13 protein-coding genes are annotated in these 11,157 nt (G+C 59.2%); 5 read left to right on the plus strand and 8 right to left on the minus strand.

Annotation, left to right across the window (positions count from 1 at the left end; all coding sequences use genetic code 11):
• The first annotated feature begins 255 nt into the window (after positions 1–255).
• Positions 256–969 (plus strand): PEP-CTERM sorting domain-containing protein, encoded by a 714-nt coding sequence (locus P8A25_RS11985; RefSeq protein ID WP_404838710.1) that lies wholly within the window; start codon positions 256–258, stop codon positions 967–969.
• Positions 970–1,394: 425 nt separating this feature from the next.
• Positions 1,395–1,628 carry a YkvA family protein gene (locus tag P8A25_RS11990; RefSeq protein ID WP_022395926.1) on the plus strand — a complete coding sequence of 78 codons (234 nt, stop codon included), beginning with the start codon at positions 1,395–1,397 and terminating at the stop codon, positions 1,626–1,628.
• A gap of 22 nt (positions 1,629–1,650) precedes the next feature.
• On the opposite strand, the gene P8A25_RS11995 is transcribed toward P8A25_RS11990, so the two are convergent.
• Complete coding sequence (locus P8A25_RS11995) at positions 1,651–2,463, minus strand: TatD family hydrolase (protein ID WP_180973007.1); 813 nt, start codon at positions 2,461–2,463, stop codon at positions 1,651–1,653.
• Between the two features lie 5 nt (positions 2,464–2,468).
• Entirely contained in the window at positions 2,469–2,741 is a 273-nt protein-coding gene (locus P8A25_RS12000) for a hypothetical protein (RefSeq protein ID WP_022395924.1), read from the minus strand.
• 200 nt (positions 2,742–2,941) lie between these two features.
• Here P8A25_RS12000 and P8A25_RS12005 point away from each other — a divergent pair, with 200 nt between their 5' ends.
• From P8A25_RS12005 to P8A25_RS12015, 3 genes are read left to right on the plus strand one after another with little or no spacing between them, the layout of a single operon-like run.
• A complete protein-coding gene (locus tag P8A25_RS12005) occupies positions 2,942–3,643 on the plus strand; it encodes a succinate dehydrogenase cytochrome b subunit (RefSeq protein WP_102721140.1) in 702 nt (233 codons plus the stop codon).
• Positions 3,644–3,664: 21 nt separating this feature from the next.
• Positions 3,665–5,623, plus strand: a complete 1,959-nt coding sequence (locus tag P8A25_RS12010) for a fumarate reductase/succinate dehydrogenase flavoprotein subunit (RefSeq protein WP_215442394.1) — start codon at positions 3,665–3,667, stop codon at positions 5,621–5,623.
• Between the two features lie 40 nt (positions 5,624–5,663).
• On the plus strand, positions 5,664–6,431 hold the full coding sequence (locus P8A25_RS12015; protein ID WP_022395921.1) for a succinate dehydrogenase/fumarate reductase iron-sulfur subunit: 768 nt from the start codon (positions 5,664–5,666) through the stop codon (positions 6,429–6,431).
• A 543-nt stretch (positions 6,432–6,974) separates the two neighbouring features.
• Here the strand turns inward: P8A25_RS12015 and dtd are convergent.
• The 6 genes from dtd to P8A25_RS12045 form a co-directional block, all read right to left on the minus strand.
• The gene (gene dtd / locus P8A25_RS12020; protein ID WP_102728607.1) at positions 6,975–7,427 is read right to left on the minus strand and encodes a D-aminoacyl-tRNA deacylase; all 453 of its coding nucleotides are present in this window, start codon (positions 7,425–7,427) and stop codon (positions 6,975–6,977) included.
• Positions 7,424–8,185, minus strand: coding sequence for a LysM domain-containing protein (locus tag P8A25_RS12025; protein ID WP_102721137.1), 762 nt, complete (start codon positions 8,183–8,185; stop codon positions 7,424–7,426). The genes dtd and P8A25_RS12025 overlap by 4 nt, the downstream gene beginning before the upstream one ends.
• Positions 8,157–8,699, minus strand: a complete 543-nt coding sequence (locus P8A25_RS12030; RefSeq protein ID WP_022396892.1) for a hypothetical protein — start codon at positions 8,697–8,699, stop codon at positions 8,157–8,159. Before P8A25_RS12030 ends, P8A25_RS12025 begins: the two co-directional genes overlap by 29 nt.
• 94 nt (positions 8,700–8,793) lie before the next feature.
• Positions 8,794–9,036 carry an acyl carrier protein gene (locus tag P8A25_RS12035; protein ID WP_022396893.1) on the minus strand — a complete coding sequence of 81 codons (243 nt, stop codon included), beginning with the start codon at positions 9,034–9,036 and terminating at the stop codon, positions 8,794–8,796.
• A gap of 133 nt (positions 9,037–9,169) precedes the next feature.
• Positions 9,170–9,898: a type III pantothenate kinase gene (locus P8A25_RS12040; RefSeq protein ID WP_022396894.1), complete on the minus strand. Its 729-nt coding sequence runs from the start codon at positions 9,896–9,898 to the stop codon at positions 9,170–9,172.
• A 5-nt stretch (positions 9,899–9,903) separates the two neighbouring features.
• Positions 9,904–11,031 (minus strand): MGDG synthase family glycosyltransferase, encoded by a 1,128-nt coding sequence (locus P8A25_RS12045; RefSeq protein WP_215442395.1) that lies wholly within the window; start codon positions 11,029–11,031, stop codon positions 9,904–9,906.
• Positions 11,032–11,157 lie beyond the last annotated feature (126 nt).

An 11,157-nucleotide genomic window follows, 5' to 3' on the forward strand; every position in this document is an offset into this window, starting at 1 on the left:
CGGATTTGGAATCCGCAAACAATTAAAAATATTAAAGGTTAATATATTGCATTCATAATTCGTTGGAAATAATGATTTTTTGATGCCTCTGGTTCTTTTATTAACGTGGTGGAGCGGTCTTTGTTATTCATTGATTTCCCTATTGCTTTGGTCTCTTTTTCATACTTGCCGGATTCCAAATCCGTTATTTAGTTATTTACGCAGAAGCCCTGCTTGTGCATGCGCATGCGTACCGTTCACCCCAGAACATTGATCATGAAGAAAATACTATACGCCTTAATGCTTGCAGCCGGCATGAGCCTGAGCGCCACCGCGGCGACCACGCTTCTGGACAGCTCCATCGTAGGGTATTCCGACTTCGCCTCCCGTCTGGCGGATTTCGGCACCCGGAAGGATTCCGTTGCCATCACGACCGATGGCGGCAATCTGGTGTTGTCCGGCACGACCTTTAGCCAGCCCGTTTCCGGGGGAAACACGCGCAACAACATGACCGTGACCATGGTTCTGGATCTGTCCAAAATCAACACTCCGGAAGCCTATACCGCCCTGTTTAACGCCAAGGGAGGAAGTACCAGCTGGGGTGCGGGCCTGAATACGGACCGTACTCTCCAGGGATTATGGAATAATGCCGCATACAGCGGCGGCCCTACCACCTCCGCTCTGGGCACGGAAGGCACCCTGACCATTTCCGTGGTCACCGGGGAACTCGGCACCCGCATCTACCTGGGCGACAGTGCCACGTACCATACTGCCAGCGGCCTGAAATTCGGCAGCGTGGATATCACCCAAATTCTGATGGACGCGGGACTGGCTGACGCCGTTGAACAGCTCTACGTTCATGACTCCGCTCTTTCCCAGGAGCAGATCGGCCAGTTGATGAGTGAAATCGCCAGCGTTCCGGAACCCGCAACGGCAACCCTGGGCCTGCTGGGACTGGCCGCGCTGATGATGCGCCGCCGCAGGGCATAAAACCGCACCGGTTCTCCGTTTTTCTTTCAGGGCTGCCTCGCGACTCCGTGAGGCGGCCCTTTCTGCATCCGCACAACGCGCCTACCCTACCGGAGGCAGATACTTCTTCCTTCCCTCCCCTGAAAAACGATGTTCAAGGCAGCCTCCGGCTGAAACGCTTCACGGGGCGTCCGCGTCACCCCACCTTACGCACAAATCCTTTTCCCCCACGCCGGAACAGCCGGAACCGGATACGGAAAAAACCGTCTTCCTTCTGCGGGCGGCGCGCCTCATCCTTGCAGCCGTCCTACCCCTGCGCAGACCGGCCATTCAGGCTCTGCCGGGAGCAGCACACCCCCACGTTCCGGGAAGGGCGCCTGTTTCAAGCTGCTCCTTCCGCCTGAAAGGGGGAAACGTTTTTAACCTGCATACCCCACATCCTGATCATGAATCTCCAGAAACAGCAATTGCTCCTGCGCCTTTTCCGGTATTTCAAAAGCAAAAAAGGAGAACCGCGGTTTTTCAACAAGCGGAATATATGGCTGCTCGCCATTGCCGCCGCCTACATCCTGACTCCTGACGAATTCCTGTTTGACGGAATCGGCAAGCTGGGTCTCCTGGATGACGCCGCAGTCATCCTGGGAGCCGTCTTCACCGTCTTCTTTCCGGACGGGGACTAGCGGCCCGCGGCCAGGGATGCGGCTAGACGGACGATACCTTCCGGAACTTCGGGGACTGTCCCATGAACGTCTCCGGATTGCCTAAAAGAAGCTTCTCCGCCTCCTGCCGGGAAAAACCGCGCTTGTAAAGCTCGCAGGCTAGGGCCGTAAGCGCCAGGGGGTCGGAATCTCCCCAGTCCGCCGCGGAATTGGCCCAGACGCGATCCATTCCGTACAGCTCCAGAATATCCGCCGCCCGCTTGGGGTTCAGCTTGCTGGTGGGGTAAAGGGTCAGCCCGGCCCAGTAGCCGGCCTCCTTCACCAGCGGGAAGGTGTGCTCCTCGCAATGGTCCACCAGCACCCGGCCGGGGTCCAGCTCCGGACGGTTTTTCAGGGCGGAAAGAATCATTCTGGTCCCTTTCAGCTTGTCTTCCAGATGGGGGGTGTGAATCAGGACAAGCTGGTTCAGGCGTATTGCCATGTCCAGATGCTCTTCAAAAATAGTCATTTCATGGGAGGTATTCCGGTTCAGCCCGATCTCCCCGATGCCGAGGACATTCGGACGGTCAATGAATTCCGGGATGAGCTTCATCACTTCCCGGGCAAAGGCCACGTCCTGCGCCTCCTTGGGGTTGATGCACAGCCACGTGTAATGGTCCATGCCGAACTTGGCCGCCCTGGCCGGTTCGCATTCCGTAAGCTGCACGAAGTAATCCCGGAAACCGTCCGCGGAGGAACGGTCATAGCCGGCCCAGAACGCCGGTTCTCCTACCGCCAGGCAGCCTGCCTGCGCCATGGCCCGGTATTCGTCCGTGGTGCGGCACACCATGTGTATATGAGGTTCTATGAAAGCCATGATTCTTATTTGCTGAAGTTCGGGGCTCCGCAGGCCGCCTTGGCGGCGGCGGTTTCCGGCACGGCGTCATCCCGGTAGGAAAGGGCTTCCAGAATGGCCCGTACGCGCCCGGCGCCGGAGGCGGACAGGAGGGGGAGCGCTTCCATCAGGGCGCGGTAGCGGAAATCCGCCTCCCCTTCCCCCCGGTCCACCCGGTCCAGAAACGCGGCTATATCCAGCACCCCGGCGCGCGCCGCCGCAAAATCGGCGTCCAATACCTCTTTTTTACTCCTTTTCATACGCAGACGATACGCCCATGCGGAAAGCCTCGTCAAGCCGGAACAGGTAACAAAATTATAACTATTCCAAACTAGTGAACTGCAATGCCTTTCCGCGTCTTTTCAAAAATCCAAAAAGCGCCGGGAATTCAAGAAGAGGCTTGCCATCCGGTTTTGAACCGGGCATCCTGTGGAGACGCATTTATTTCATTAGAGCGCCTATGAATGCACTAGTAAAAACCATATGTACATTCGTGACATCCTCCATCGGCCGCAAAATCATTGTGGCTCTGACGGGGTTATGTTTGGTCTTGTTCCTCGCGGGACACCTGGCAGGCAACCTTCTTATCTTCGGAGGCCCTGAATGGATCAACACCTACGCCCACGGCCTGCACTCCATGCCGGAAGCAGCCCTCTGGGGCATCCGCGCGGGGCTTGCGGTGATCTTCATCATCCACATCTGGCTGACCATCCAGCTGAAGCTGGAAAACCACGCCGCCCGCGAACCCTACGTGTTCAAGAACACGATCAAGGCAACGCTCTCCTCCCGCTACATGATCTACACCGGCCTGACTATCCTGGTGTTCCTGATCTACCACCTGTACCAGTACACCCTGCGCGTGGGCTACGATCCCGCCCAGTACACCGCCTTCATTTCCGACGGCAAGGTGGAAACCTTTGACGTGTACAAGATGATCGTGGCCGGATTCTCCAACGTATGGTGCTCCGCCTTCTACATCCTGGCCATCCTGATGCTGTTCAGCCACCTGCGCCACGGCGTGCAGTCCATCTTCCAGACGGTGGGCGCTGATTCCCGCAAAATCCGGCCCTTCTACAACTTTGTCGCCATCGCCTACGGCGCAGTGATCTGCCTGGGCTTCATTTCCGTGCCGGTCTCGGTTCTTCTGGGTATCATCAAATAACCATCAACTCCTCTCAAAGTCATGATTAATTTTCCCGTAAGCGACTGGATGCCGGATGCCAAGATTCCTTCCGGCCCGATTCAGGACAAATGGTCCAAGTACAAGCTTGAGTCCAAACTGATCAACCCGAACAACAAGCGCAAGTACACCGTGCTCGTGGTAGGGTCCGGCCTGGCCGGCGCCTCCGCCGCCGCCACGCTTGCCGAGCTTGGCTACAACGTCAAGTGCTTCTGCTACCAGGACAGCCCCCGCCGCGCCCACTCCATTGCGGCCCAGGGCGGCATCAACGCGGCCAAGAACTACCAGAACGACGGCGACTCCGTCTACCGCCTGTTCTATGACACCGTGAAGGGCGGCGACTTCCGCGCCCGTGAAGCCAACGTCTACCGCCTGGCGGAAGTTTCCTCCAACATCATTGACCAGTGCGTGGCCCAGGGCGTTCCCTTCGGCCGTGAATACGGCGGCCTGCTGGACAACCGCTCCTTCGGCGGCGCCCAGCTCAAGCGCACCTTCTACGCACGCGGCCAGACGGGCCAGCAGCTCCTGCTGGGCGCCTACCAGGCCCTGGAAAAGGAAGTGGCCAAGGGACACATTGAAATGTTCTCCCGCCATGAAATGATGGACCTGGTGCTGGTGGACGGCGAAGCCAGGGGCATCGTCACCCGCAACCTGATCACCGGTGAAATCCAGTCCTACGCAGGGGACACCGTCCTGCTCTGCACGGGCGGCTACGGCAACGTCTTCTTCCTGTCCACCAACGCGATGGGCTGCAACGTCACCGCCGCCTACAAGGCCTACAAGCGCGGCGCCTTCTTCGCCAACCCCTGCTTCACGCAGATTCACCCCACCTGCATTCCGGTCAAGGGCGACTACCAGTCCAAGCTGACGCTGATGTCGGAATCCCTCCGCAACAGCGGCCGCATCTGGGTGCCCAAGTCCCGTGAAACCGCGGAAAAAATCCGCAAGAAGGAAATCAAGCCTTCCGACGTTCCCGAAGAAGAACGCGACTACTACCTGGAACGCAAGTACCCCTCCTTCGGCAACCTGGCTCCGCGCGACATCTCCTCCCGCGCCGCCAAGGAAGCCTGCGACGACGGCCGCGGCGTAGCCATCACCGGCAAGGGCGTCTTCCTGGACTTTGCGGATGAAATCAAGCGCATGGGCCGCGAATGGATTGACGGCCAGTACGGCAACCTGTTCGACATGTACGAGGAAATCACGGACGACGATCCCCATGAAACGCCCATGATGATCTATCCCGCATCCCACTACACGATGGGCGGCCTGTGGGTGGACTACAACCTCATGTCCAGCGTGAAGGGCCTGCACGTCCTCGGTGAAGCCAACTTCTCCGACCACGGCGCCAACCGCCTGGGCGCTTCCGCCCTGATGCAGGGCCTGTCCGACGGCTACTTCGTCATTCCCGCCACGCTGCCCGCCTACCTCACGACCATCAAGCCCGGCTCCGTCACCACCGCCTCCCCGGAATTCAAGGCCGCGGAAGACGAAGTGAAGGAACGCATCAACAAGCTCCTGAACGTGAAGGGCACCAAGACGGTGGACTCCTTCCACCGGGAACTGGGCCTCATCATGTGGGAAGACTGCGGCATGGCCCGTACGGAAGAAAGCCTCATGAACGCCATCGAACGCATTCCCCAGCTCCGCAAGGAATTCTGGGAAAACGTGCGTGTGACCGGAACGGCGAACGGCATCAATGCGGAACTGGAAAAAGCCTGCCGCGTGGCGGACTTCCTGGAATTCGCCCAGCTGCTCTGCTATGACGCCCTGAACCGCCAGGAATCCTGCGGCGCCCACTTCCGCGTGGAATACCAGCTGCCGGACGGCGAAGCCAAGCGCAACGACGAAGAATACGCCTACGTGGCCGCCTGGGAATACACCGGCGTGGACAGCCTGCCCATTCTTCACAAGGAACCGCTGACCTTCGAGAACGTGCACCTTGCCATCCGCAGCTACAAGTAAAGATAGCCAATACATTAACACTTAAAAGAAAGATTATAACATGGCTAAAACACTCAATCTCACTCTCAAGGTCTGGCGCCAGGAAAACCGGGAAGCCAAGGGCCGCATTGAGACCTATGCCGCCAAGGACATTCCGGTGGACGCCTCCTTCCTGGAAATGCTGGACATCGTCAATGAAGGCCTGGTCAAGGAAGGCAAGGATCCGATCCACTTTGACCACGACTGCCGGGAAGGCATCTGCGGCATGTGCTCCCTGACCATCAACGGCATCCCACACGGCCCGGAACGCCAGGTGACCACTTGCCAGCTCCACATGCGCAAGTTCAAGGACGGCGATACCATCTGGATCGAACCCTTCCGCGCGAAAGCCTTCCCGATCCTGCGGGACCTGATGGTGGACCGCTCCGCCCTGGACCGCATCATCGCCTCCGGCGGCTACATCGACGTGCGCACCGGCTCCGCGCCGAATGCCAACAACATCGCCGTGGAAAAAGTGAAGGCGGAAGCCGCCTTTGACGCCGCCGCCTGCATCGGCTGCGGCGCCTGCGTGGCCTCCTGCAAAAATGCCTCTGCCATGCTGTTCACGTCCGCCAAGATCGCCCACCTCAATCTGCTGCCGCAGGGCCAGCCGGAACGCACCAAGCGCGTCCTGGCCATGATGAAGCAGATGGAAGCGGAAGGCTTCGGCAACTGCACGAACCAGTATGAATGTGAGGCCGCCTGCCCGAAGGGCATCAGCGTGGACAACATTGCCCGCCTCAACCGCGACTTCATCGTGGCCAACACCAAGGAAGGCCTCGCCTACTAAGGCGGGCCCCCTTTTCAAAACGTTAATCAGAACTCCCGGCGGCGCTCGTGCCCGCCGGGAGTTTTTTATTGCTCCGGGAAACGCCGCAAACCTGTGCAACAGACAGAAACCGGGGCAAGTGAAGCATTCCCGCTTTCCGCAAGACGGCGCTGCAACCAACCATAAATGGACGGAAGAATAGGCCCTTAAATGGCTGAAAAGATCAGGAAGGGGAAAGAAAAGGGTGAAGTGTCCCCAATGGGACAAATGCCCCTTTCAATTATTCAAGACGGCCCCTTTCAGGCATTTATTTCTTCAATTGCCCCGTGGCCCTTCCATTCCGGAGCGGAAGCCTGTATTTTCAAGCTTCCTCAACCAACTTCAACCCTTTTCAAGTATTCATGGCTGGTCACAGCGCGCCTTATACGCGCCAAACGCAAAAGCGGTACGGCTTCCCTTTATTGGCCCTGTCACTTCCGGATGGAGGCAGTCCCCATTCCGCAAGGCCGCTCCACTCTCCACTCTCCACTCTCCACTCTCCACTCTCCACTCTCACCCCTCCCGTCACTCCCTGTTACGGGAATCCATGAAAATGGTCACCGGGCCGTCGTTGACCAGGGAAACCTGCATATCCGCGCCGAATTCGCCGCTTTCCACCCTGCCTTCCAGCAAGGACGCCAGTTCCCTCTTGAACAGTTCATACAGGGGAACGGCCTGCTCCGGCCTTGCGGCGCGGATGAAGGAGGGCCTGTTGCCCTTCCTGGTGGAGGCGTGCAGCGTAAACTGGCTCACCACCAGGGCACTCCCCCCCATTTCCTTCACGGAAAGATTCATCTTCCCCTCCGCATCGGAAAAAATACGCATGTCCGCCGCCTTTTTGGCAAGCCAGCGCACATCCTCTTCCGTATCCGCCTCTTCAATGCCCGCCAGAATCATCAGTCCCGGACCCGTGCTTCCCGCACAGACGCCGCCGATGTGCACGGCAGCCTCCGTGACGCGTTGAATGACCAGCCTCACTGCGCCGCTCCCTTCTCCCTCAGAATGGTCACCTTCGTGCCCGCACGGGTCAGCATGGCCAGCTCATTGCAGTCCTGCCGGCTCAAATAAAAGCCCGGTGAACGGGGAGCTCCGCGGGAAACGTCAATGACATAGCCCCCCGCCGCCAGCACCAGCGTTTTGTCCGCAGAGGGAAACTGCTTGCTGTAAATGGAAACAGGGGCCTGCTCGTCCTTGACGGACGTCTCCAAATTCTTTTTTCCTCCGTCCTTCATGGAGAGAATGGGATAGCCCTTCACAAAATTCGTCCCGTCGTACAGGCAGACTTCCTTCTCCGGCACGTTCACCACTACATGAAAATCCAGGGGACGGTACTTGAGCACATCCCCCGCATGCAGAACGGGAATGTCCATCAGGCCGTTGAGGTGCATCACCATGGCCTGGGAGCAGTCCAGCTTCCTGACCATGCGTATCCAGGAATCCCCTCTCCGTACGGTGTATTTCTTCACATCCGGCCCGTTGGGGTCCAGCAATTGCCGGATGCGCAGGCTGCCGATGAGATCCTTCGCTTCCCTCCCCACCACGCCGCCCTGCTCCACCAGGGGCTGCAACAGCTCCAGAGCCTGCGGCAGGCTCCCCCGGTCCATCAGGCGCCGGGCTTCCGCCAGGGCTTCCGGACGGCGCGGCCAGAGGGAATAGTTCTCCCCGTCCGCAAAAACTCCCTGGGCGCAGCAGGCCGCCGCCAGAAGGCTAAAGAAGACCCTTGCGCTTGAAGTCAAAGATATTGATCTCATGGGATTTTTGTATCATTTCCACGGTGAATTTCAAGAGGGAGACCTCCCATGCGTCATCCACCCCTTCAATGAGGGCCATGAACGTATCCTCTCCGTTGCGCACCTGGTCCAGCAGACGGCCGCGCACGGCATCAAGGGGTTCATGCAGAATTTCCTCATTCACTTCCGACCTCTTGAACCTGAAGCCGTATTCCAGCAGCGTCAAAAAGCCCGGTCCGTTCTTGGAAAGCCAGTCAAAGAAGCGCTTGGCCTCTCCGGAAAAGCCCTCCGTACTGACTTCATTGTAAACGGAAGGGCGTATGATCTTCGGCTTTTCCGCCTCCACCCAGCCGCTGCGCACGCGCACCACGCCCGCTTCATCCATCAGCTCGCTGAGGAGAAGGAAATTGAACCTGGTATCGCCAAAGGTATCAATGCGGCGGTCCGGTTCATAAACCACCCGGGTCATTTCCGCCGCATAGCGGATATCGTCACGGGAGAAGGAGGGCAGATCACTCATGGAAGAAGAAGCCGGGAGCTTTCCATGAAAAAGCGGCTTCCTTGCCTTGGACAGGGAAGCCGCTTTTGTAATAAAGGATTTTTAGCAGTTCAACTTAACCCTGAACCTTTTCGATGTAAGCAACGACATCGGCAACGGACTGAAGCTTTTCAGCTTCTTCGTCGGGTACTTCGATGTCAAAGTTTTCTTCGAAAGCCATCACGAGTTCAACGGTATCCAGCGAATCAGCACCGAGATCCTCGATGAATTTCGCATCAGCAGTCACTTTATCGGATTCAACGCCAAGTTGCTCAACGATGATACTTCTTACTTTTTCTTCGATGCTGTTGTCAGACATGATATTTATTGTTAAGGTTCATGGATACTACATGGGGTATACGCAATTTGCAACACCTATTTATGAGTTTTTACGTGTCATCCGGCCCCCTCGCCGGAAGTAACAAGCTCCCGGCCAGGCCGTTGCCCGTTCTTCAAAGATTAAGCACGGCAGCTATCCGCAAACCGTTCAGCGTAATATCCGGGTCCACATGGTCGATGCGCTCCACGCCCCTGGCGATCAGCGCGGCGTCCCCGCCCGTAGCCACCACGGCCGGGCGCGTGCCCAGCTCCTCCTCCAGCCGGGCCAGGATTTCCTTCACCAGCCCCCGGTAGCCGTACACGGCGCCGGACTGCATGGCCTCCACCGTGCTGGTTCCAATGGCATGGGCGGGCTCCTGCGGGTCGATGGCGGGAAGAAGGGCGGTATTGCGCTCCAGGTAATCCCCCATGCTGGCAAGCCCTGGAGCAATGACGCCGCCCAGATAGGTGCATTGGGGGCCGATCACGTCAAAGGTCACCGCAGTGCCGAAGTCCACCACGACGCACGGGCAGCCGTAATAGGCCGCGGCGCCCACGGCGTTCGCCAGCCTGTCGGCTCCTATCTGGCGCGGGTGGGGGTAGTCGATGCCCACGCCCAGCCGGGAATCGCAGGAAAGGAAATGGCACGGCTTGCCTATCCAGTTTTTCAGCACCTCCCCCACGCGCGGCACTACGGAGCACACCACGGCGGCATCGTAATGGACGCCGGCCAGCACTTCATCCAGCCGTTCCTCGCTCACCTCCCGGGTGGGAATCATGTACCGTTCCGGCAGCAGGGCGTCCGGCGTGGAAAGCACGAACTTGGTGCGCGTATTGGAATTGTCGATCAGCAGATAAGTCACGGAAATCAGTTAGTACGTTCCTCCGCCAGTTTCAAGACCAAATCCGCTATCTTGCCGCTTCCCCCGGTCATCTCCGCCTTCACCAAATTTTCATGCATGCGCCTCCACGGCGCACCGCCTTCCTCAACCATCTCCCGCAAGGCGGCAGCCAGGGCACGGGCGTCCGGCACATGGCGGCCGCCGCCCAGTTTTTCCAGCAGGCGGGCGTTGCCCTCCTCCTGGCCCGGAAGAAGAAAGTTTACCAGCATGGGCCGTGCAGACGCCAGCACCTCGTGCACGGTGGCCCCTCCCGCTTTCCCAACCACCACATGGCTGGCGGCGAGATAGGAGGGCACGCGGCGCGTCCAGCCGCGCACGGCCAGCCTATGCCCGTATCTGGCGCGCAAATCCCGGATATGGGGGTAAATGCGCCTGAACCGGCGGCCCAGGATGCAAGTGACGCGTATGGAGGGGTCCGCCTCCAGCATGGCCTCCAGCTCCGCGCGCGCATGCCGTGCGGAACGCTGGGCAAAATAAAGCACCCGGAACGGCTCGCCCGCCTTCCAGGAAACGGGGCGCTCCCGCGCCAGCGCCCCCAGGCCGGGATTGACGGGGAATCCCGTGACGCGCACCCTGTCCGGAGGAAGCCCCTTCTCCACCATGATTTCCCGCGTCCAGGGGTCCGTCACGGCCCACAGGGGGGACTCCGAACACAGCCAGGACTTGTTGATGACGAAGGAATCCGTCACAACGGTCAAGTACGGCACCGCGTTCCCCGTGCGGGCCGCCAGGGAATCCAGCATGTAGGGATACACCATGTACGTGCAGACCACGGCGTCCGGCTTCCAATCCCGCAGCAGCCGTTCCAGAAAACGCTCCACGGGAGCGAGCCCCTTGACGGGTTTTTCCGCCAGGTTGCGCTTGTCGCTCACCTCGTACATCAGCTTCCAGAGGCGGGGCAGGCGGGAAATAATCCACAGGTAGGCGGCGCGCGTCAGGCGGAACATCCGGGGCATCGCCTCCGCGCACAGGTCCGTCACGCGGACTTCCGCGCGCCCTGCGAGGGCATCCCGCACACCCCTGGCGGCGGAATTGTGCCCTTCCCCGTATCCCGCAGTCACGATCAGAATTCGCGGCAGCCTTCTCTTCTCCATGGGACAGGATATACCAGTATTCCAGTCAATCGGAAAGAACTTCTTGCAGGAAGACGGGCACGCCCGCAGAGCTTCTTCCGGCAGATCCGGCGCAGCGCCTGCCTTGACGGCAGGGGCCGGAAGAGC

This window comes from Akkermansia sp. BCRC 18949, from assembly GCF_045011645.1.
Taxonomy (GTDB): domain Bacteria; phylum Verrucomicrobiota; class Verrucomicrobiia; order Verrucomicrobiales; family Akkermansiaceae; genus Akkermansia; species Akkermansia massiliensis.

What these genes read in the sequence shown, in the direction of transcription:
- P8A25_RS11985 (WP_404838710.1), top strand. Translation starts at nt 256, where the DNA reads ATGAAGAAAATACTATACGCCTTAATGCTTGCAGCCGGCATGAGCCTG.
- P8A25_RS11990 (WP_022395926.1), top strand. Translation starts at nt 1,395, where the DNA reads ATGAATCTCCAGAAACAGCAATTGCTCCTGCGCCTTTTCCGGTATTTC.
- P8A25_RS11995 (WP_180973007.1), bottom strand. Translation starts at nt 2,463, where the DNA reads ATGGCTTTCATAGAACCTCATATACACATGGTGTGCCGCACCACGGAC.
- P8A25_RS12000 (WP_022395924.1), bottom strand. Translation starts at nt 2,741, where the DNA reads ATGAAAAGGAGTAAAAAAGAGGTATTGGACGCCGATTTTGCGGCGGCG.
- P8A25_RS12005 (WP_102721140.1), top strand. Translation starts at nt 2,942, where the DNA reads ATGAATGCACTAGTAAAAACCATATGTACATTCGTGACATCCTCCATC.
- P8A25_RS12010 (WP_215442394.1), top strand. Translation starts at nt 3,665, where the DNA reads ATGATTAATTTTCCCGTAAGCGACTGGATGCCGGATGCCAAGATTCCT.
- P8A25_RS12015 (WP_022395921.1), top strand. Translation starts at nt 5,664, where the DNA reads ATGGCTAAAACACTCAATCTCACTCTCAAGGTCTGGCGCCAGGAAAAC.
- P8A25_RS12030 (WP_022396892.1), bottom strand. Translation starts at nt 8,699, where the DNA reads ATGAGTGATCTGCCCTCCTTCTCCCGTGACGATATCCGCTATGCGGCG.
- P8A25_RS12035 (WP_022396893.1), bottom strand. Translation starts at nt 9,036, where the DNA reads ATGTCTGACAACAGCATCGAAGAAAAAGTAAGAAGTATCATCGTTGAG.
- P8A25_RS12045 (WP_215442395.1), bottom strand. Translation starts at nt 11,031, where the DNA reads ATGGAGAAGAGAAGGCTGCCGCGAATTCTGATCGTGACTGCGGGATAC.